The organism is Serratia sp. CoH_134_PS_4 (assembly GCF_058190535.1).
Window position 1 is genome coordinate 17,982 of record NZ_JBXWKI010000020.1, and the last position, 20,138, is coordinate 38,119.

Genomic DNA, 20,138 nt, shown 5'->3' on the forward strand with positions numbered 1-20,138 from the left:
AAATGCGCTCCAGATCCAGACCTGGCTCACAGTTTTTGCGGTGCGTCATTTTTCGCCATAACACGGTCACATTTATCCATATATCGTTCAGGTGTTGCAGGGTAATTTCAGCCTATCGAAAACACGTGCAGCGGAGAAATACGATGATTAAAGTGACATTTATGGGCGCAGGCAGCACCATCTTCGCCAAGAACGTACTCGGCGACATCATGGCGACGCCGGCATTGAAGGAAGTGGACATTGCGCTGTATGACATTGACAGTGCGCGCCTTAGCGAATCATTCGCTATGCTGAACAATATCAATCGCAATATTAATGGCGGCAGGGCGAAGATCACTCCTTATCTCGGGGTTGAAAATCGCCGTACGGCCTTGAAAAATGCCAACTATGTGGTGAATGCCATTCAGGTCGGTGGTTATGATCCTTGCACGATCACCGACTTTACCATTGCGAGAAAGTACGGCTTGCAGCAGACCATTGCCGATACCCTGGGAATAGGTGGGATCTTCCGCGCACTGCGCACCATTCCGGTCATGTTTGATTTTGCTCGGGATATTGAAGCGGTTTGTCCAGATGCCTGGTTGCTGAACTACACCAACCCGATGGCGTCTTTAACTGGTGCCATGCTGCGTCATACGGGGGTGAAAACGGTGGGCTTGTGTCACAGCGTGCAGGTTTGCGCGGAAACGCTGCTGAAAAGCGTGGATATGCCGACCGATGATGTGCAGTTCCACATCGCGGGCATTAACCATATGGCATGGCTGCTGGATGTTCGTCGCCACGGCGAGGATTTGTACCCAGAAATTAAACGTCGCGCCAATGCGTTACAGGGCAAGCATGATGATATGGTGCGCCATGAAATCATGAAAACCTTCGGCTATTACGTTACCGAATCTTCCGAGCATAACGCGGAGTACATGCCCTATTGGATTAAACGCCATTACCCAGAACTGATTGAGCGCTTTAACATTCCTCTCGACGAGTACCCGCGCCGCTGTATTGAGCAGATCGAACAATGGCAGCAACGTAAGCTGGCGCTGACCCATGACGCCAACCTAACTCACACGCGTACCCATGAGTATGCCTCTTACATCATTGAAGCAATGGAAACCGATCGCCCTTACAAGATTGGCGGCAATGTGCTTAATACCGGTTTGATTACCAATTTACCGGCAGAGGCCTGTGTCGAAGTGCCTTGCCTGGTCGATGGGCAGGGGGTCACGCCATGCTACGTCGGTCATTTACCGGAGCAACTGGCCGCGCTCAACCGCACCAATATCAATACCCAACTGTTGACGATCGAAGCTGCGGTGACGCATAAACGTGAGGCGATTTACCATGCAGCACTGCTGGATCCACACACTTCTGCCGAGCTGTCGATTGATGATATTCGTAAACTTTGCGATGAGCTGATTGAAGCCCACGGCAATTGGCTACCCGCTTACCACTGATCGCTGAACTACCCCGTATTACCTCCTCAAAACGCACAAGGCGCAGGGCTTCCTGCGCCGTCATAAATGGGATGGTGAGCCATGTTTTATTTGAAAAACAAGAACTTTTGGATCTTTGGTGCCTTCTGTTTTTTCTATTTCTTTATCATGGGGGCGGTGCTGCCGTTCTTTCCGATTTGGTTGCATGACGTTAACCAGCTCGATCAACAGCAAACCGGACTGGTGTTCGCCTGTATGGCGCTGTTTGCCCTGGTATTCCAACCCATTTTTGGTTTTGTCACCGACAAGTTTGGCCTGAAAAAACATCTGTTGTGGATGATCATCTTTCTGCTGCTGTTTCTGGCACCGTTGTTTATCTACGTGTTCTCGCCGCTGCTGCAAACCAATTTTGTGCTCGGGGCGGTGTTGTGCGGTATTTACCTGGGATTGGTCTGCAGCGGAGGATCGCCGGCGATTGAAGCCTATATCGAGAAAGTGAGCCGGCGCAGCCAATTTGAGTATGGCCGCGCACGCTTATTTGGCTGCATCGGCTGGGCGATTTGCGCGTCGATCGTCGGCTATATGTTCACGATTAACAATCAGTTTGCGTTTTGGTTGGCGTCGAGCTTTGCGCTGGTGTTGGCCGGTCTGCTTTATTTGTTTAAACCCGAGCAGGGCAACACGCTGGCGGTCGCAGAGGGTTTGGCGTTGAACAGCAAACCCATCAAATTAAAAGCGGCGCTGAGCCTGCTGAAGATGCGTAAGTTCTGGTGCCTCGTGATGTATATCGTCGGGGTAGCCTGTGTGTATGACGTGTTTGATCAACAGTTCGCCAACTTCTTCACATCGTTTTTCAGCGATCGCCACGCGGGGACTCAGGCGTTTGGCTATGTAACCACCTTGGGCGAATTTCTTAATGCCTTTATCATGTTTTTTGCCCCCTTGATCATCAACCGCATTGGCGGCAAGAATGCGTTGCTGATAGCCGGGGTGATAATGTCTGTGCGGATTATCGGTTCGTCCCAGGCGGATTCGGTGACGGCGGTGATTTTCCTCAAAACCCTGCATATGTTTGAGGTTCCCTTCCTGTTGGTGGGTATTTTCAAATACATCACGACACAGTTTAACGTTAACCTCTCGGCATCGATTTATCTGTGGGGTTTTTGCTTCTTCAAGCAACTTTCGGCCATCGGCATGTCCTATGCCGCGGGTCTGATGTACGTTAATTACGGTTTTAAAACCTCTTATCTGATCCTCGGCTGCATCGCATTGCTGTTTACGCTAATTTCAGCCTTTACCTTGAGTAGCAGAGTGGTGGTGGTGAAGGAAGAGGGGGCGTTGCCCGTGGCGGTAAGTTAACCTTAATCAATACAATAACGTCATGATGCTGAAAAACAGCAGCGTCAGAGCAATGATAAATCCGGTTTGTACCGTCTTGCGCATAAGACGACTCTGGCCCCAGCGGCTTGTGCTCAAGCGGTTGTCGATTGCGAACAGTGCCGGCACCATCAGCAGCACATAAACCAGCATCAGCATGGCGGTCAGTGGCTGTTGGCTCATAGGGTATTCTCCATGCTGTGGTGGATGTGCGTCACTTGTGCTGGTGTGACGTTGAGTGGTTGCCGACTGCTGTGTTCGATCATGTGCCTCCGAATGGGGCCGCCCGAGGGCGGCCACCCGTCTACTGCCTGTAATGTAGAGATGATTGTCGGCCACTGCCGAGGCCAACGGAACCATAATATTGCGAATGATAATCATTATCAATACATAGAGTGAAATTTTATTGCAGAGGGTTACGCCGGAAAGGAAATGCGTTGGGGGATGTTTACGGTGACGGAGCACGCCTGGCGGCGTGCTCCGTGATAGAACTACTGTCGACGATTATTTCGCATCAGGCAAGGCATAAGCGACGATATAGTCACCCAGCTTGGTGCCGAACGAGCCATGACCGCCTGCTGAAATGACCACGTATTGCTTACCATTAACCTCATACGTCATTGGCGTTGCCTGGCCACCGGCCGGCAACCGCGCTTCCCACAGTTTTTCACCGTTGGTCACGCTGAAAGCGCGCAGATAGTTGTCTGCTGTCGCGCCAATAAAGAACAGGTTACCCGCGGTAGAGACAGGGCCACCCAACATTGGCATACCCATCTTGAACGGCAGCGGCAGCGGAGAGCTGTCGCGCACGGTACCGATGCGCTTTTTCCACACGATGTCGTTGGTCTTCAGGTCTACAGCAGAAATATACCCCCAGGCTGGCTGTTTGCACGGCAGGCCAAACGGTGACAGGAACGGATTCAATGTGACGCCGAACGGCACGCCATACTGTGGTTGAACGCCTGCCTCAGTGCCGCTGCCGCCCTTGTCGCCGGCTGGCGGTTCAATGGGGTTGCCTGGGCCACGCGGGATCAGTTTTGACACAAATGGCAGTGCGATAGGGTTGGCAATCGCGACCTGACGATCGGTATCGACAGACAAACCGCCCCATTCGAACATGCCGAGGTTACCTGGGAATACCAACGTACCTTGTTCTGAAGGCGGTGTGAAAGTGCCCTCATAACGCAGGCTGTGGAACATCACGCGGCAAACCAGTTGGTCGTAAATGGTCGCCCCCCACATGTCCGCGCCAGTCAGTTTTTTCTCAGGGCGGAAGGTCAGCTCAGAGAAAGGCTGAGTGGGTGACAAACGGTCGCCCTTGGCCGGGCCTTGTGGCACTGGTTTTTCGGGGGCCGGTACCACCAGTTCACCGTTGGTGCGGTTCAGTACGAAGATGTTACCGGTTTTGGTCGGTACGTAGATGACCGGCACCTTATTGCCGCTCTTGTCGGTAATATCCGCCAGCGTTGGCTGGGCCGGTACGTCCATATCCCACAGATCGTGGTGCACGGTTTGATAGAACCAGACCAGTTTGCCGGTTGAGGCATTCAGCGCCAGCAGGCCACTGGCATAGCGTTCCATCTCTGGTGTGCGGTTACCGCCCCAGATGTCCGGTGTTGCTACGCCCATTGGCAGGTAGACAATATCCAGCTTGGCATCATAAGCAGCAGGTGCCCATGAGTTAGGTGAGTTCGGGGTAAAGTGATGCTCGTCTGCTGGAATCGCGTTAGGGTCTTTGGCACCCGGATCAAATGCCCACAGCAGTTTGCCGCTGTTGACGTCAAATCCGCGGATCACGCCGGACGGCTCGCGGGTTGAATAGTTGTCGGTTACGGCACCGCTGACCACGATCACCTTGTCGGTGATCACGGGCGGAGACGTCGGCTCATAATGGCCTGGCGTCGCATACGGCATATTGCTTTGCAGGTTGAGCTCGCCGTTATTGGCGAAGTCGGCACAAGGCTTACCGGTTTCGGCATCCAGGGCAAACAGGCGCCCGTCGTTCACTGGCAGGAAAATGCGTCGTGCGCACATTGCCGGTGAAGCATCAGTTGTTGAACCTGCTGCTGCGGTGGTTTCATGATAAGAAACACCGCGACAGGTGATGTGCTGGAAGGTCGGGTTGAAGTTCAACTGAGGATCAAATTTCCACTTCTGCTTACCGGTGGCCGCATCCAGTGCAAACAGCTTCTGGTGAGGTGTACACAGGTAGAGCGTATCGCGGATTTTAATCGGGGTGACTTCGTTGGTGATTTCCCCTGGATCGTTAGCGGTTTTCAGATCGCCGGTTTGGAAGGTCCAGGCTTCTTTGAGCTGGCCTACGTTTTTGTCGTTGATCTGGCTCAGAGGGGAATAACGCGTACCTTCCTGCGTCCGGCCATAGGCAGGCCAATCGGCGTCAGACGCCTGGGGTTCTGCTTTCACCTGCGCAGGCTCAAGGGTGCCGTTGATCTCTTGCGGATCGTTAAATACGGCATAGGCCAGTACCGCGACGGTGAACACCAGCGCAATGCTCAGAGCGCTGTAGGCCAATTTGCCGTTCGCGATTAGCTTGTGATAGATAAACGGTAACACCAGCCACAGGCCGAAGAAGAAGGTGACGTCCAGCCGTGGCGTCAGCGCCCAGAAGTCCGGGCCGACCTCCCACAGTGCCCAAATTGTGGTGCCGAGTAAAAACACGGCATACAGCAGCAGTGCGGTGGCGCGGCGACGAGCCAGCAGCCAGGCGGTAACCAGCAAAACCAGGCCGGCGATGATGTAGTACAGTGAACCGCCGAGTTTGGCCAGCCAGATGCCGCCTCCCAGCAGATAGAGCCCACTCAACGCGGCAAACAGCGCCGTGATGATGATGAGCGGCGACAATGATGCTTTATTTTGCATAGTATTATCCTTACCAAAATGAAAAGTCCCCGATTTAGAGATTAAGCCATATCCAAAAAAACACGCGGTTTCTCCCTAAAAATCCGTCCCGTATGTTCGGCAACCTCCCTCATCACCAACGCCAATCGGCATTGACAGCAAAAATGGAGAGGACAGTTTTGGATGATTGAAGAAATTCTAAAATCGAGGTTAAAACCAAAACAAGACTGAATCAGGCACAGCGTTCGACAACGCCCTTAAACGGGGGAGTCAGCACCGCCTGAAGCGCGGCTAGGTTACTCTAACTGTTACTCTTTAGTTACATACCTTGTGCTGTTTTTGCGATTATTTGTTGGTTTTATGAATGCAGCTCATAGGCTCAAGCACAGTTAACCCATAGTCATTTGCCGACCGTCCTCCTACAGTAATCACACTTTGTTTGCCGCGGCGTGAGCGGTGGCCAGCGTGACACTTTTGGAGGCAAAAATGCAAAAACGTAAACTGGGTAGCAGTGGTTTAGACGTCTCGGCGTTGGGTTTAGGCTGCATGGGGCTGAGTTTTGGCTATGGCCCGGCGACGGATAAACAGCAGGGGATCGCGTTGATTCGTGCGGCAGTGGATCAGGGCGTGACCTTTTTCGATACCGCTGAAGTATATGGGCCCTTCACCAATGAGACACTGGTCGGCGAAGCGTTAGCTCCGGTGCGTGATCGCGTCGTGATCGCCACCAAATTTGGTTTTGAACTGCCCCAGCCGGATGGCAAACAGGTGCTCAATAGCCGGCCGGAGCATATCCGTCAGGCGGTGGAAGGGTCACTGAAACGTCTGAATATTGAAACGATCGACCTGCTTTACCAGCATCGGGTCGATCCCAACGTCCCGATTGAAGACGTTGCCGGTACTGTGAAGACCTTGATCCAGGAAGGGAAAGTGAAGCATTTTGGTTTGTCAGAGGCCGGGGCGCAAACCATTCGCCGTGCCCATGCCGTACAGCCGGTGACGGCATTGCAAAGTGAATATTCGCTGTGGTGGCGCGAGCCGGAGCAAGAAATCTTACCGACGTTGCACGAGTTGGGCATCGGTTTTGTGCCCTTTAGCCCGCTGGGGAAAGGTTTCCTGACCGGGGCGATTAATGAAAATACTGCCTTTGACAGCGGTGACTTCCGCAATATTGTGCCGCGTTTCAGCGCGGAGGCACGTAAAGCTAACCAGGTGCTGGTGGATGTCCTGGGGCAAATCGCGCAGCAAAAAGGGGTAACTTCAGCCCAAATTGCGTTGGCCTGGTTGCTGGCGCAACATCCGTGGATTGTTCCTATTCCAGGGACCACCAAGCAGCATCGCCTGCAAGAGAACCTGGGGGCAGTGGCGATAACGTTGAACGTGGATGAACTGCGCAGCATCGAGGGGGCACTTGCCGCCATTGAGGTGCAGGGCGCCCGTTATCCTGCACATTTGCAACAGAACGTCGGGCGTTGAAAGTGGCCCCCTGCCGCAGCTGTTTGCAGCGGGGAATTCAGGGTTGGCGCGTCTACCCGTAGGGCGAAGGCCGCAGTGTGCTGCCGACGGCTGGGGTTTTAGGCCATAGGTCCTTGCGCATTTCATCCCGCTTTAGGCGTTATCCGGTGAAATGACGCGCAGCTTCTACAATTATTCTGTCCATGCCCGTCATGCTTCAAGCTGCAGGTGTGTTGGCTGCCTTTCTCACCTGGGTAAGTTCATCGGGACTCACTCAGTTGCCGCCTTCCTGCCTGCAACCCGAATTATTTAGGGTATATGTTAGCGTTGGCAGCTTTTACCGAAATGGAGAAATACGTGAAAATTCAACGCAGCGGTTCCCAACCTTCTCGTCCAGGTCCAGAGGATTATTTCACCGGCAAAGTGCGTATTGACGCGCCATTTGCCGGCAGCGCACCGGCCCGCATCGGCGGCGCGACTGTGACCTTTGAGCCAGGAGCACGTACCGCCTGGCACACGCATCCACTTGGACAAACGCTGATTGTTACCCAAGGGCGAGGCTGGATCCAGGTATGGGGTGACGAGATCCAGGAAATGAATCAGGGCGATATTGTTTGGATCCCGGAAGACGTCAAACACTGGCACGGCGCGACACCGGATACTGCCATGACCCATATTGCAATCGCTGAGTCACTTAACGGCAGCCCGGTTGACTGGATGGAAAAGGTCAGTGACGCACAGTATCAGAAGTGACGCCTGCGCGCAGAGAGGCCGTCAGCTGTTGCTTATCTGCTCACAAAAACGCAGGCGGTTGCCGAAGGGGTCTGTGATGTTTAACTCTTTCCCCCAATCAACCTTTTCAACCCCAGGTCTGGCATAGCGATACTGTTTGGCCGACAGTTCCCGGTGTAATGCGTCGATGTCATCCGTGGGGATAAACACCGCAGAACCCGGCGTGCTGTCACCGTGGTGTTCGCTGAGATGCAGGGTGAGGCCAGAGCGAGAGACTTGTGCGTACAGCGGCAGATCTTCGCTGAAGCGATGCTCCCAATCGAGCGTAAAGCCGAGAAAATCCAGATAAAACTCCTTGGCTTTTGCTACCGAGAAGATCCGAAGAATAGGGACGGCGGCGGAGAATTCCATTATTCATCTCTCTTAATTTGCAATGATGATACGCCCCGTATTATACGGGCCGTATCATCACATCAGGTGGTTAGCTGTCTAGCCCACCGAGGCACAGGTACTTAATCTCAAGATAGTCCTCGATGCCGTATTTTGACCCTTCACGCCCCAAGCCGGAGCTTTTGACCCCGCCGAACGGCGCGACCTCGGTGGAGATCAACCCTTCATTGATGCCGACGATACCGTATTCCAAAGCTTCTGCGACGCGCATCACGCGGCCAATATCACGGCTGTAGAAGTATGATGCCAGGCCAAATGGCGTATCGTTAGCCAGCTCAATGGCCTCGGCTTCATGTTCAAAGCGGATCAATGGCGCTACCGGGCCAAAGGTCTCTTCATGGAAGATTTTGGCCTGACGCGGCACGTCGGTCAGGATGGTGGGCAAAAAGAAGTTTTTGCCCAAGGCATGCGGTTTTCCCCCCAACAAAACCGATGCGCCGTGCTGCACCGCGTCAGCGATATGTTCACTGACTTTTTCGACGGCAGCAGAGTTAATCAAGGGCCCGATGGTCACGCCATCGTCCATGCCGTTACCGACTTTCAGTTTTTCTACCGCGGTTTTCAGCTTTTCAGCAAAGGCATCATAAATGCCGTCCTGTACCAGGAAACGGTTGGTGCACACGCAGGTCTGGCCGGCATTACGGTATTTAGAGGCCACGGCGCCGATGACAGCGGCATCCAGATCGGCATCGTCAAACACGATAAATGGCGCATTGCCACCCAGTTCCATACTGGTCTTTTTGATCGTAGGCGCACACTGTGCCAGCAACTGTGCGCCCACCTCAGTACTGCCGGTAAACGAAAGCTTGCGCACGTCTGGGTTGGCGGTCAGCTCTGCACCGATGGCCTGGCTTGGGCCGGTAATCACGTTGCAGACCCCCGCCGGTAACCCCGCGCGTTCGGCCAGTACCGCAATGGCCAGTGCCGAGAATGGCGTTTGGCTGGCAGGGCGGATCACGCCGGTGCAGCCTGCCGCCCAACCGGGACCGGCCTTGCGGGTGATCATGGCAGCAGGAAAGTTCCAGGGTGTAATGGCGGCGAAAACCCCAATCGGTTCTTTCTGCACGATAATGCGGCGGCCGGGCTGGGGTTGCGGGATGGTATCGCCGTAAACGCGTTTGCCTTCTTCGGCAAACCACTCAATAAAGGACGCCGCATAGGCAATCTCACCGCGGCTTTCGGCCAGCGGTTTACCCTGTTCGGCGGTCATGATTCGAGCCAGATCGTCCTGATTTTCCATCATCAGTTCAAACAGGCGGCGCAGCTTACCGGCGCGTTCTTTGGCGGTCAGCGCACGCCAGGCTGGCTGGGCTTTCTTGGCGGCGGCAATCGCCCGTGCTGTTTCCCTGGCACCCAAAGCCGGTACCTGGCCGATCAATTCACCGGTTGCGGGATTGTGGATCTTGATACTCTGGTCATCTTTGACCGGCAGCCATTGCCCATCGATATAGTTGGCTTCGCGGAACAGTGAGGCATCTTTGAGGGTGGCAGAGAAGTGATTGCTCATCGGTTATCTTCCTTTTTCAGAATTCAACACAGGGTGACCTATCCCAAACGGCTACCCTTTACCCTAGCAAACTTTCCCGGCTTCATTTGCCCCATCCGTGGCAAGAAATCAATTTATTGCCTTGAGCACCTTCTGTACAAAAAACGCCCGCGTTCGAGACGATACTGACATTAGCAAGTCTATGACCCTTTTTGAAATGACCATACCCTGGGAATTTCACGCTGTAGTCACCAACGCGGCAACGTGAAAGGCGAAGGGGATAAAAGGAGTGTGCAGAATGATGACTTCAGTGAATCGGCACCTTGCAGTCCATAGCGGCAGTAATATGGATTTTTTGGCTTCAAGCATTGCATTGATGGAGTGGCAGGGACGGGAGATTGACGCCGAGAACGTGGCCGGCAATATGTCTGAGTCTCAAAGCCGTTTGTTCTTTGAACGTTTGAATTATTTCCGCCAGCTTTATCAGGCGGCTTCGACCTTAGAACACAGCGTCTAAACGATCTCAACCGACCCCGCCAGAGCGGGGTTTTTTATACCGGCCATACCCCGGTATTCAGCGTTGCCGGTGAATACTCCAGATTGCGGCCGCGCCACGGCAGAGCCTGAGAAAAGCGCCATGCACTGCGTATATCGAAACGCCAATAGCGTTCAGCGCCCACTACGGCGTGCCCAATTTCCGTTTGCCAGAGAATGTGGGTTTCCCCTTGCAGGTGCAAAATATCCCCATGCTCAAAATCGACAAACAACAATGCCGCACGCGGCTCCGCAAGCAGATTACCCAGCGTATTCATATACCGGTTGCCACGAAAATCGGGTATCCACAGGGTATTACCCGCCAAATAAATAAAACCCGGTTTACCACCGCGGTGGGAGATATCGACCCCACCTTGTGCCAGCGTGGTGTGGGCGCAACTGGCGACAAAACAGGTATCAGCCTGGCGGATTAACCTTTCAGCGGACGCGTCCAATGTCAGGAGCTGTTCAATCGACGTAGGTGAGCCGCTTACCGGATACAGCTCACGCCGTTGAATATACTGCGGGCAGTTACCAAAACTCTGTCTGACGTCGATCTCAATACGGTTCTTGTCGGTGCGTCCAATAATACCGTTGACGCGGTTACGACGCCGGTTGCTGAAGTCCAACCCCAACGCACCCACCGCTTTACCCGTTTCCAACGCAGCCTGCGCGGGATCGTCACTTCGCCGAGGGGCGCTGATGCGCAGGTGGCCGTTGTCCGGCGTGCGCAGGAAACCGGGCGGGCCGCAGAACAGTGTTGCCACTGGCCAATCTTGGTTGTCCAGTGTGGCGACGAACAGATAAGGCAGGGCAGCGAAAAACGCGCGATGCTGCTCTGGCATGCTGGGGTAAATGCCGCCACTCACCCGATCAAACCCGGCTAACGTCTGGGCGCGCAGCTCGTCGGGATGAAACACCGGTTGGCTCATCCGTTACCTCTTGCCGGGTTCCGGCAGCGTTGGCATGGCGAAGAAACCGGGCAGCGCAGCGATACGTGCCACCCAGCGTTGAATCGCGGGATAGGGGGTCAGAGCAATGCCGCCCTCCGGGGCCACCGCGACATAGCTGTAGCAGGCCAGATCGGCAATAGTGGCATTATCAGTTGCCAGAAACTCACGGTCGGTCAGATGCTGTTCCATCTGTGGCAGAAAACGGGCGGCGACCGCCAGTGCACTCTGATAATCCTCTGGCGCAGAGAATTGCGCGATCAAACGGCTTGACGCTGGCCCATAGCGTACTTCTCCGGCGGCTTTGGATAACCATTCTTGCACCTGAGCCGCCGCGAAGGGGGATTCCGGCAGCCAATGGCTGTCCGGGGCGTAGCATTTGACCAGATACACCAGAATGGCATTACTGTCGGCCAGCACCTGGGCGCCATCTTCCAGTACGGGGATCTGGCCAAAAGGGTTCAGGCGGCGAAACTGCTCGCTCTGACGCACCTCCGCCCCGGCCTCGATAAATTCATACGGCAGATCAAGCATCCGCAATAGCAGCGCCACACGGTGAACATGGCCGGAAAGCGGGGTACCGTAAAGTTTCAGTTTTTGCATGGTAAGGCTCCTCAACAATTATTATCAGCATACTCTTGCAGACAGCGAGCGAAATCCGGCAATGTGGAAATTGATAATTTCACTTTATGGAACAATCTATGGATCGGTTGGACGAACTGGCGATCTTTGTTGCGGTGATCCAGCAGGGTAGCCTCGCCGCTGCCGGGCGCAAGCTACGGCGTTCCGCACCGGCGATCACCCGGGCCATTGCCTCACTGGAGCAGCGCTTGGGCGCCCGGTTGGTTGAGCGCACCACCCGGCGGCTGGCACCAACCGAGGCGGGGTTACGCCTGATGGAACGCGCACAGGTATTGCTGCATGAATATCAGGCTGCCGTGTTAGACACGGCGGATACTCAGCTCACGGGCCTGTTGCGGATCACATCGCCGGTGCAGTTTGGGCGCAAGCATGTGGCACCGGTGGTGATGGCCTTTCTCGACCGCTATCCTCAGATGCAGATTGAGCTGGTGCTCAACGATCGCAATCTGGACTTGATCGATGAAGGGCTGGATGTGGCAATACGCATCGGGCATCTGCAAGATTCTTCACGGGTGGCGCGGCGGCTGGGGCAGGTCTCCAGGGTTACGGTCGCCAGCCCGGCTTATTTGGCACGGCGCGGGGAACCTCAAGAACCGGCGCAACTGGCGGATCATGACACCATCGTCGGTACCCAACGGGCGTCGCTGCGTGAATGGCGCTTTGGCCCACAGGAAAATGGCGAGCGGGTGCGCTTGACGCCGCGCTTGCTGCTTAACGAGGTTGAAACGCAGTTATTGGCGGTGCGCGCAGGCAAAGGCATCGCCCGGCTGTTGTCGTACCAGGTTGCGGACGATTTGGCGGCGGGTACGCTGGTGCGTCTATTGCCGGCCTATGAACCCTTGCCAATGCCGGTGCAATTGGTGGCTCAGAACGTACAGAGAATGCCGCTAAAGGTACGCACATTTTGGGATTATGCCTGGCAAGAACTCAGCCAATTAGCGCACATTCAACCGGTAGAATAATAAAGGCCACGACCCAATAAGTTTCACTGGTTAAACTTATTGGGCGGCCAAAAAGATTTATATTACCCGACCCGCATTGCTGTTGTTCCCTTCTTGACAATATTATTCCCGGTGCTAATAGTTAACGCATATCTTAAATAATAAACGAAGTTTAATATATGAAACTTGTTCCAGGGGATTACGATAACAGCGCTTCGGTGGACAATGAAGATGAGATCCTGACGTCGTTTCAAACACGAAGTCAGGAAGTTTATCGCCAAGTACGTAGTGAGCGTAATATTGCCTACGGCAATTCTCCACGGGACGTTTTCGATTGGTTATATTCCGACAAGGCGCATAAAGGCACATTAATATTTATTCATGGCGGCTATTGGCAATTTTGTAATAAAGATGATTTTGCTTTTATTGCCGACATGCCCCTGTCGTTGGGTTTTGATGTTGTGCTGCTGGAATATACACTGGCACCTTACGCCACGTTAGACGATATTTGCCGGCAAACGGGGGCCGCACTGAGTGCCGTTCAACAACGGCTGGGGCAGGATAATTCAGCGCCGGTTTATCTGTGTGGGCATTCTGCGGGCGGGCATCTGGCAAGCTTTTGGCAGCATCATGAGGTCGTCGATGTGGTGTTGCCCATCAGCGGTATTTTCGAACTGGCGCCTTTGTTAAACACTTATGTTAACCGGCAATTACAGCTGACCCCACAGCAAATTGCCCGGCTGAGCCCGGCGCGTCATATTCCTGAATGTATAAAGCCCATGACGTTATTTTATGGCGACGCAGAGTTGCCGGAACTGATTGGCCAGTCGCAGCACTATTACACGGCACTGCATGAAAAACACCTGCCCGTCAGCCTGGTTCCGGTTGCCGGTGCGAACCATTACAACGTGCTGGATTCGTTGTTCGCCAGGGATGGGGCACTGATCCGCCAGTTAATCACCACGGGGAAATAAACCATGCGCACTATCATCGACACGGGCCTGCCGGAGATTGGCCAACCTTTTTCCTGGGCGACCAAAGGTGGCGGCATGTTGTTCACCGCCCATGGCCCGGTGAGGTCCGACGGCACGATAGAAACAGGCGCGCCGGAAAAACAGATTACCCTGACATTCGATAATCTTGCACAGACGCTGAAGGCGGCAAATAGCCAAAGCGACAATGTCTTGCAGGTTATGGTTTATCTCACCGATGTGAATGACGTTAAATTACTCGATGAAATCTATAAGAACTATTTTAATTACCCTTATCCCAATCGCTCAACGGTGATTGTAGATAAATTGGTGGTGCCAGGAATGAAAATAGAAATAACGGTGAGTGCCGTCGATGAATAACCTATCGCAATAACATTTGACGGTGCTGTTCAGTGAGTCGCACCGTTAAATGCATGAGATATATTCTTGAGTAAGTTCACCTGAGAATTCATTAAATAATGAGTTAAGGAATCGCTATGTTTAATCACATTGGCCGCTCTGCGCCCGATCCTATTATGTCGTTGATGGAAGCTTATTTGCAGGACGAAAATACACAGAAAGTGAATCTGGGTATTGGTCTTTATTACGATCGGCAGGGCAAAATCCCGCTGATGCAGGCGGTTGAGGCGGCCGAAAGGCGCTTGCTCGACCAGCGCCGCTCACACGGTTATCCGCCGATCGAAGGCTCGGCGCTGTTTGCCCAGCAGGTTCAGGCATTGTTATTTGGTGAGCAGGCATCATCGTCAATCACCACGGTGCAGAGCGTTGGCGGTTCTGGCGCTCTGAAGCTGGCGGCGGATTTTATTCATCACTACCTGTCCCGCCACGATATTTGGGTGTCGGATCCGACCTGGGCGAACCATTGGGCTATTTTTGAAGGCGCTGGGCTGAAGGTACATACCTATCCGTACTTTGATGAGGTGAACGGCGGTCTGCGCTTTGACGCCATGCTGGACACGCTCAATAGCCTGCCAGAAGGCAGCGTGGTGCTTTTACACCCGTGTTGTCATAACCCAACCGGTACCGATCTTAGCCAGGCGCAGTGGCGGGCCACCCTTGAGGTGTTACAGCGTCGTCGCCTGTTGCCGTTTTTTGATATTGCCTATCAGGGCTTTGGTGACGGCCTGGAAGAAGACTGTTTTGCCCTGCGCGAAGCACTGAAAACCGATCTGGCATTCTTGGTTGCTAACTCGTTTTCAAAGAATGTCGCGTTATATGGCCAGCGACTGGGTGGGCTTTCAGTACGTTGTGCCAGCCCAGAGAGTGCGGCGAACGTTAAAGGCGCGCTGAAAACGCTGATCCGCCGCAGTTACTCGTGTCCCCCGATTCACGGTAGCCAGATTGTGGAAACGCTGCTGGCGGACGAAACCTTGCGGCAACAGTGGGAAGACGAACTGGCCGGCATGCGGCAGCGTATCAAACAGATGCGGCAAATCCTGTCTACGGGACTGGAACAGGGCGGTTCGCAGTTGGACTACCGCCGTATCCGCGATCAGAAAGGCATGTTCAGCTACACCGGCCTGAACCAAGCGCAACTTGAGCGGTTACGGCAACACTATGCCATTTATCTGGTGGCGCCTGGTCGTATGTGCCTGCCTGGCCTGAATCAAAATAATGTCGACTACGTTACTGCCGCCATTCTGGATGTCACCCGTACTGCGTGAATAAGGTAGGACACTGCTATGAAACAGATGAAAGGTTTTGACGAAATAGCTCGGCGGCAGGGCGGTTTGCAGAAACAGCTCACCGCTGGGCAGATGTCGATGCTGGCGATAGGTGGCGCGATCGGTACCGGGCTGTTTCTCGGCAGTGCCTATGCCATCCAGATGGCGGGTCCCAGCGTATTGTTGAGCTATTTTATTGGCGGCGTTGTTGCGCTGCTGCTGATGGGGTGTTTGGCGGAAATGACCTCCGAACACCCGACACCGGGTTCATTCGGTGACTACGCCGAGTTTTACATCAGCCCACTGTTTGGTTTTCTGGTGCGTTATTCCTATTGGTCCTGCGTGGTGCTGGCGGTGGGGACGGAGGTCACCGCCATTGGCATGTATATGCAGTTCTGGTTCCCGACCACGCCAATCTGGCCTTGGGTGCTGTTGTTCTCAGCGGCGGTCATCGTCATTAACATTATTGGCGTCAAGTCATTCGGCCAGGTCGAGTATGCGCTGTCGACCATTAAGGTGGTCGCTATCGCGGCGTTTATCGCTATTGGTATCGGTATTTTGGTGTTCTCCGGCAACCCGTCTTTTGGCATCCAAAACTTTACCGCAAACGGCGGCTTCTTCCCGTTTGGCGTCAAGGGAATGTGGTTTGCGGTGATCGTGTCCATTTTCAGCTATCTGAGCATTGAGATGATCGCGGTGGCTGCCGGCGAAGCCAAAAACCCGGTGATCGCGGTAAAAACGGCGTTCAAAGGCACGATTTTGCGGCTGTTTATTTTTTATATGCTGTCGATTGCGCTGATGCTGGCAATTGTTCCCTGGCGGCAATCCGGTACCGGCGAAAGTCCGTTTCTGGTGGCGATGAACGTGATCCACTTGCCAGCCGCCGCCGGCATCTTCAATTTTATCGTGCTGGTGGCCGCGCTCTCGGCGATGAACAGCCAGCTGTATATCACCACGCGCATGATGTTCTCGTTGTCACGCGCCGGGCAAGCACCGGCCGCGCTCGGGCGAGTCAGTCAACGCGGTATACCGGTAAGCGCACTGGCGATGTCCTGTATCGGCATTGTGGTGTCGATCGTGCTGAGCCTGGTGTATCCGCAAAAATCGTTCGCCGCCATGATGTCCATTTCGGTATACGGTGCCTGCTTTACCTGGTTGATGATTTTCGTCACCCACCTGTTTTTCCGTCGTCAGCATCGCCACACTCACCTGAAATTCCGCATGTGGGGTTTTCCATACACCACGCTGGCCGGGGCAGGACTGATGACCGCGCTGTTGATTTCGACGGCATTCACCGAGTTTTTCAAGATGACCCTGTGGTTTGGCATCCCGTTTACCCTGCTGCTGGTGGCAGTCTATTACTTCTATAGTCGTCATCAGCCGGTGCCCGCTGCGATGGAAACACCGAGTGTGGAATAAACTGGCTCAGTAAAAAATGTGATTATGTGGCTCTGTAAATAAACCACTTTAACCGGAGAATAAAGGGTCTTTCGGGATTGTGGAGTCGTATTGCAATGCGCAGTGAAACAGAAAGAAATGGCGTTATCGTCCGGGTTAGCGATGCGGAGGCACGCCGCTCGGCCCAGGGGTGGACCAGCGGCTTTTTGGGGATGTTGATTTTTAGCGGTTCTTTGCCCGCGACGCGACTGGCGGTGCTGGAGTTTGATCCGCTGTTCCTGACCGCGATGCGGGCGGTGCTTGCCGCTTTGCTGGCCATCGCTGCACTGGGCGTTATGCGCCAACGCCGGCCGCAGCGTCATGACATCATGCCGCTGGTGATGGTGGCGGTTGGGGTGGTCATTGGCTTTCCTTTGCTCACGGCGTTAGCTTTACAGCACACCACGTCGGCTCATGCGCTGGTGTACATCGGGCTGCTGCCGCTGGCAACCGCGTGTTTCGGCGTGCTGCGGGGTGGGGAACGACCGAAGGCCGCGTTCTGGCTGTTTTCGATGTTGGGCGGCATGTTAGTTGCCGCTTTCGCGCTGAGCCAGGGGAGCGGCGGTTCCTGGATCGGTGATGTGTTTATGGTGGCTGCGGTTCTGCTCTGCGGGCTGGGTTATGCAGAAGGCGCGGTACTGACGCGCAAACTCGGTGGGTGGCAGGTGATCTCCTGGGCGCTGGTGGTGGCGTTACCGCTAACGGCAACGGTTGCCATGGGGTCTGCCCCTACGGTATGGCCGCAGGTCAGTCTTGGTGCCTGGCTTTCTCTGGGCTACATTTCGTTGTTCAGCATGTGGATAGGTTTTATTTTTTGGTATCGTGGTTTGGCGCTGGGCGGCATAGCCGCCGTTGGGCAACTGCAACTGCTGCAACCGTTTTTCGGCCTGGCGCTTGCCGGACTGATACTGCATGAAACTGTCCAGCCATCCATGATTGCGGTAATGGTTGGGGTGTTGGTTTGCGTGTACGGCGCGAAGCGTTTCTCGCGATAATCTGCGAGGGCAGGTTTCGGCTTACCCTGGGTGGGCTAACGACACCAGTACCTGATTGAGCGTTTGGGCGGCACGGTGGATCTGTGCTTCATCGTAGCCGCCCAACCCGAGTATTAACCCGCTTTTCCCGCTGCCGCTGGCATACATGGGTGAGAGTGCGCTTACGGCCACACCTGCTTCGGCTGCCTGGCGCACAACCTGCAGATCGTCCAACCCGGCCTTTAACCATAGTAGCATATGCATGCCTTGATCGCTGGGGTGCAAGGCCGCCAGTTCGGGAGAAATATGGGCGTTAATGGCGCCGGTGAGCACACGCCATTTTTCCGCATACACGCCCCGCATCCTGCGTATATGGCGATCCAGATGCCCCTGCGCCATAAAACTGGCTAGCACGTGTTGGTCGGCGCTGGGCGGGTGGCGATCCATCAACACGCGGGCACCACAGAAGGCATCGACTAACGGTGTGGGCACGATGGCATAACCCAGCCGCAACGACGGAAACAGGATCTTGCTGAAGGTCCCCAGGTAGATCACTCTGGATGGATCCACCCCCTGTAATGAAGGGAACGGATGACCGGAATAGCGCATTTCGCTGTCGTAGTCATCTTCAACAATCCAGGCGCGGCTTTCCTTGGCCCATGCCAACAGCTCGAGTCGGCGGGTCATACTCATCGGCATGCATAACGGGTATTGATGAGAGGGGGTGACAAAGGCGGCTCTGGCCCGTGGCGCGATCTTTTTACCCGCCGCGATGTCTATGCCTTCCTCATCTACCGGGACCCTGGCCATGATTCGATCCCTGAATACGCTGTTAAAGATGGCGGTAATACCGTGATAGGCGGGGTTTTCCACCCAGGCCGTGTCACCGGCATCCAGCAAAATTTGCGTGGCGAGATAGAGACCCTGTTGAGTACCGGCGGTGATAATGACCTGTTCGGGTGTACAGAGCACCGAGCGGGATTTACGGACGTATTCACAGACGGCCTTGCGCAATGCCAATGCGCCGAGCGGTTCGCCATAACCGGCGGGGGCACCGGGTCCCCGTGCGCGAATTCGGTTACCGAGCCGGCGCCAGACATCGTCGGGCGCGGTATCGTTGATTGGTACGGACACGGTGAAGGGCACTGGCGGCAGCGGCCGCAACTGGGCTGCAAAGCTTGCCAGCGCCTGTGCCTGACTGGAAAGCGGCATGTCGCAGGCTTCGGAATGCGGAGCGGGAGCAGGGGGCTGGCGTGTGAGTGACAGGGCTACGCGGGTACCCGAACCGGGTTGCGCCTCCAGGAAGCCCTCTGCGGTCAGTTGTTCGAAGGCCGCCAGTACGGTGCCTCTGGCAAGCTGCAATGCGCTTGCCAGCACGCGGGTGGAGGGCAAGAGGTCGCCCGCTTTCAGTTCGCCCTTATTGATGGCAGCCCGTAACGCTCGGGCAAGCTGCAGGCTGAGTTGCCCTGCGTGGCGGTCAAGCTCGCCGATCGCAGGAACGTCAACCGTTTTGGCCGTTCTGGGCATCTATTCCGGTCCAGGTAAATGGGGTAAGTAAGAGCATTACTTTAAACCACTTTGTCCCTCAATAGCCTGTTGGGGCAGCAATTAAAGCTGACTTTTCGGAATCAGGTGGTCGCCAAAGCACAGGCGCTGTCGGTCAGGTTCAATGGCAGTTAGCGGCGCGACCTCATGCAGTGAAGACTTACAGCGCGATACCAGATCGTGGTATTCGCGTGTGCCAGCCACTTTCCATGCCAGCTCCTGTTCGGTTAAATCACGCAAGACTCGCGCCGGGCTGCCGACCACCAATTTATTGGCGTCGATCACTGCGGCCGCCTTGACGAATGCCATCGCCCCCACGATGGTATTCTCACCGATCTCTGCGCCGTCCATGATCACGGCGTTCATGCCGACCATGGCATTGCGCCGGATGCGGCAGCCGTGCAGGATCGCGCCATGGCCGATATGACCATCTTGCTCCACAACGGTGTCTTGCTGCGGGAAACCGTGCATGACGCAGTTGTCTTGAATATTGGCACCGTCGCAGATAACCAATCGGCCAAAGTCACCGCGCAGGCTGGCGTTTGGGCCGATATAAACGTGTTTGCCGACGATCACATCGCCAATCAACACCGCCGTCGGGTGTACATAGCTGCTGGGGTCTACGACTGGGGTTAGGCCGTCAATCTGATACACGGGCATAGCTAATGCT

The 20,138-nt window shown here is 54.8% G+C and carries 19 protein-coding genes; 11 read left to right on the top strand and 8 right to left on the bottom strand.

What is annotated here, in order from left to right:
• Positions 1-143 precede the first annotated feature (143 nt).
• Together AC2FCQ_RS22765 and AC2FCQ_RS22770 are read left to right on the top strand one after the other, a co-directional pair.
• Positions 144-1,451, top strand: coding sequence for an alpha-glucosidase/alpha-galactosidase (locus AC2FCQ_RS22765; protein WP_490309006.1), 1,308 nt, complete (start codon positions 144-146; stop codon positions 1,449-1,451).
• An 81-nt stretch (positions 1,452-1,532) separates the two neighbouring features.
• Positions 1,533-2,789 (top strand): MFS transporter, encoded by a 1,257-nt coding sequence (locus tag AC2FCQ_RS22770; RefSeq protein WP_490309007.1) that lies wholly within the window; start codon positions 1,533-1,535, stop codon positions 2,787-2,789.
• A gap of 6 nt (positions 2,790-2,795) precedes the next feature.
• Here AC2FCQ_RS22770 and AC2FCQ_RS22775 read toward each other — a convergent pair whose 3' ends face one another.
• Positions 2,796-2,990, bottom strand: a complete 195-nt coding sequence (locus tag AC2FCQ_RS22775) for a hypothetical protein (protein ID WP_209635763.1) — start codon at positions 2,988-2,990, stop codon at positions 2,796-2,798.
• A gap of 321 nt (positions 2,991-3,311) precedes the next feature.
• On the bottom strand, positions 3,312-5,687 hold the full coding sequence (locus AC2FCQ_RS22780; RefSeq protein WP_490309008.1) for a glucose/quinate/shikimate family membrane-bound PQQ-dependent dehydrogenase: 2,376 nt from the start codon (positions 5,685-5,687) through the stop codon (positions 3,312-3,314).
• Between the two features lie 465 nt (positions 5,688-6,152).
• On the opposite strand from AC2FCQ_RS22780, the gene AC2FCQ_RS22785 reads away from it, so the two are divergent.
• Positions 6,153-7,142, top strand: a complete 990-nt coding sequence (locus tag AC2FCQ_RS22785; protein ID WP_490309009.1) for an aldo/keto reductase — start codon at positions 6,153-6,155, stop codon at positions 7,140-7,142.
• Between the two features lie 336 nt (positions 7,143-7,478).
• Complete coding sequence (locus AC2FCQ_RS22790; RefSeq protein ID WP_490309010.1) at positions 7,479-7,874, top strand: (R)-mandelonitrile lyase; 396 nt, start codon at positions 7,479-7,481, stop codon at positions 7,872-7,874.
• 21 nt (positions 7,875-7,895) lie between these two features.
• Here the strand turns inward: AC2FCQ_RS22790 and AC2FCQ_RS22795 are convergent, their stop codons facing one another.
• Positions 7,896-8,264 (bottom strand): glyoxalase superfamily protein, encoded by a 369-nt coding sequence (locus tag AC2FCQ_RS22795; RefSeq protein WP_490309011.1) that lies wholly within the window; start codon positions 8,262-8,264, stop codon positions 7,896-7,898.
• 70 nt (positions 8,265-8,334) lie between these two features.
• The gene (gabD, locus tag AC2FCQ_RS22800) at positions 8,335-9,810 is read right to left on the bottom strand and encodes an NADP-dependent succinate-semialdehyde dehydrogenase (RefSeq protein ID WP_265554040.1); all 1,476 of its coding nucleotides are present in this window, start codon (positions 9,808-9,810) and stop codon (positions 8,335-8,337) included.
• 277 nt (positions 9,811-10,087) lie between these two features.
• Here gabD and AC2FCQ_RS22805 point away from each other — a divergent pair, with 277 nt between their 5' ends.
• Positions 10,088-10,306: a glycogen synthesis protein gene (locus tag AC2FCQ_RS22805; protein WP_209635750.1), complete on the top strand. Its 219-nt coding sequence runs from the start codon at positions 10,088-10,090 to the stop codon at positions 10,304-10,306.
• A gap of 34 nt (positions 10,307-10,340) precedes the next feature.
• On the opposite strand, the gene AC2FCQ_RS22810 is transcribed toward AC2FCQ_RS22805, so the two are convergent.
• A complete protein-coding gene (locus AC2FCQ_RS22810; RefSeq protein ID WP_490309012.1) occupies positions 10,341-11,255 on the bottom strand; it encodes a pyridoxamine 5'-phosphate oxidase family protein in 915 nt (304 codons plus the stop codon).
• Between the two features lie 3 nt (positions 11,256-11,258).
• Positions 11,259-11,876, bottom strand: a complete 618-nt coding sequence (locus AC2FCQ_RS22815; protein ID WP_404759320.1) for a glutathione S-transferase — start codon at positions 11,874-11,876, stop codon at positions 11,259-11,261.
• Positions 11,877-11,974: 98 nt separating this feature from the next.
• On the opposite strand from AC2FCQ_RS22815, the gene AC2FCQ_RS22820 reads away from it, so the two are divergent.
• From AC2FCQ_RS22820 to AC2FCQ_RS22845, 6 genes are all read left to right on the top strand, one after another.
• Entirely contained in the window at positions 11,975-12,877 is a 903-nt protein-coding gene (locus AC2FCQ_RS22820) for a LysR family transcriptional regulator (protein WP_209635744.1), read from the top strand.
• A gap of 158 nt (positions 12,878-13,035) precedes the next feature.
• Positions 13,036-13,830, top strand: a complete 795-nt coding sequence (locus tag AC2FCQ_RS22825) for an alpha/beta hydrolase (protein WP_490309013.1) — start codon at positions 13,036-13,038, stop codon at positions 13,828-13,830.
• Between the two features lie 3 nt (positions 13,831-13,833).
• Complete coding sequence (locus AC2FCQ_RS22830) at positions 13,834-14,208, top strand: RidA family protein (RefSeq protein ID WP_490309015.1); 375 nt, start codon at positions 13,834-13,836, stop codon at positions 14,206-14,208.
• A 116-nt stretch (positions 14,209-14,324) separates the two neighbouring features.
• Entirely contained in the window at positions 14,325-15,512 is a 1,188-nt protein-coding gene (locus AC2FCQ_RS22835) for an amino acid aminotransferase (protein ID WP_490309016.1), read from the top strand.
• A gap of 18 nt (positions 15,513-15,530) precedes the next feature.
• On the top strand, positions 15,531-16,931 hold the full coding sequence (locus AC2FCQ_RS22840; protein ID WP_209635736.1) for an amino acid permease: 1,401 nt from the start codon (positions 15,531-15,533) through the stop codon (positions 16,929-16,931).
• A gap of 95 nt (positions 16,932-17,026) precedes the next feature.
• Positions 17,027-17,944 carry a DMT family transporter gene (locus tag AC2FCQ_RS22845; protein ID WP_490309017.1) on the top strand — a complete coding sequence of 306 codons (918 nt, stop codon included), beginning with the start codon at positions 17,027-17,029 and terminating at the stop codon, positions 17,942-17,944.
• A 21-nt stretch (positions 17,945-17,965) separates the two neighbouring features.
• Here AC2FCQ_RS22845 and pdxR read toward each other — a convergent pair whose 3' ends face one another.
• Together pdxR and paaY are read right to left on the bottom strand one after the other, a co-directional pair.
• Positions 17,966-19,450, bottom strand: a complete 1,485-nt coding sequence (pdxR, locus tag AC2FCQ_RS22850; RefSeq protein ID WP_490309018.1) for a MocR-like pyridoxine biosynthesis transcription factor PdxR — start codon at positions 19,448-19,450, stop codon at positions 17,966-17,968.
• Positions 19,451-19,531: 81 nt separating this feature from the next.
• Positions 19,532-20,128, bottom strand: coding sequence for a phenylacetic acid degradation protein PaaY (gene paaY / locus AC2FCQ_RS22855; protein WP_265554022.1), 597 nt, complete (start codon positions 20,126-20,128; stop codon positions 19,532-19,534).
• Between the last annotated feature and the right edge of the window lie 10 nt (positions 20,129-20,138).

Coding starts and splice junctions, on each gene's coding strand:
- paaY (WP_265554022.1), bottom strand. CDS start 20,128: ATGCCCGTGTATCAGATTGACGGCCTAACCCCAGTCGTAGACCCCAGC.
- AC2FCQ_RS22780 (WP_490309008.1), bottom strand. CDS start 5,687: ATGCAAAATAAAGCATCATTGTCGCCGCTCATCATCATCACGGCGCTG.
- AC2FCQ_RS22770 (WP_490309007.1), top strand. CDS start 1,533: ATGTTTTATTTGAAAAACAAGAACTTTTGGATCTTTGGTGCCTTCTGT.
- AC2FCQ_RS22810 (WP_490309012.1), bottom strand. CDS start 11,255: ATGAGCCAACCGGTGTTTCATCCCGACGAGCTGCGCGCCCAGACGTTA.
- AC2FCQ_RS22815 (WP_404759320.1), bottom strand. CDS start 11,876: ATGCAAAAACTGAAACTTTACGGTACCCCGCTTTCCGGCCATGTTCAC.
- AC2FCQ_RS22825 (WP_490309013.1), top strand. CDS start 13,036: ATGAAACTTGTTCCAGGGGATTACGATAACAGCGCTTCGGTGGACAAT.
- AC2FCQ_RS22820 (WP_209635744.1), top strand. CDS start 11,975: ATGGATCGGTTGGACGAACTGGCGATCTTTGTTGCGGTGATCCAGCAG.
- pdxR (WP_490309018.1), bottom strand. CDS start 19,450: ATGCCCAGAACGGCCAAAACGGTTGACGTTCCTGCGATCGGCGAGCTT.
- AC2FCQ_RS22765 (WP_490309006.1), top strand. CDS start 144: ATGATTAAAGTGACATTTATGGGCGCAGGCAGCACCATCTTCGCCAAG.
- AC2FCQ_RS22775 (WP_209635763.1), bottom strand. CDS start 2,990: ATGAGCCAACAGCCACTGACCGCCATGCTGATGCTGGTTTATGTGCTG.
- AC2FCQ_RS22835 (WP_490309016.1), top strand. CDS start 14,325: ATGTTTAATCACATTGGCCGCTCTGCGCCCGATCCTATTATGTCGTTG.
- AC2FCQ_RS22805 (WP_209635750.1), top strand. CDS start 10,088: ATGATGACTTCAGTGAATCGGCACCTTGCAGTCCATAGCGGCAGTAAT.
- AC2FCQ_RS22830 (WP_490309015.1), top strand. CDS start 13,834: ATGCGCACTATCATCGACACGGGCCTGCCGGAGATTGGCCAACCTTTT.
- AC2FCQ_RS22785 (WP_490309009.1), top strand. CDS start 6,153: ATGCAAAAACGTAAACTGGGTAGCAGTGGTTTAGACGTCTCGGCGTTG.
- AC2FCQ_RS22840 (WP_209635736.1), top strand. CDS start 15,531: ATGAAACAGATGAAAGGTTTTGACGAAATAGCTCGGCGGCAGGGCGGT.
- AC2FCQ_RS22795 (WP_490309011.1), bottom strand. CDS start 8,264: ATGGAATTCTCCGCCGCCGTCCCTATTCTTCGGATCTTCTCGGTAGCA.
- gabD (WP_265554040.1), bottom strand. CDS start 9,810: ATGAGCAATCACTTCTCTGCCACCCTCAAAGATGCCTCACTGTTCCGC.
- AC2FCQ_RS22845 (WP_490309017.1), top strand. CDS start 17,027: ATGCGCAGTGAAACAGAAAGAAATGGCGTTATCGTCCGGGTTAGCGAT.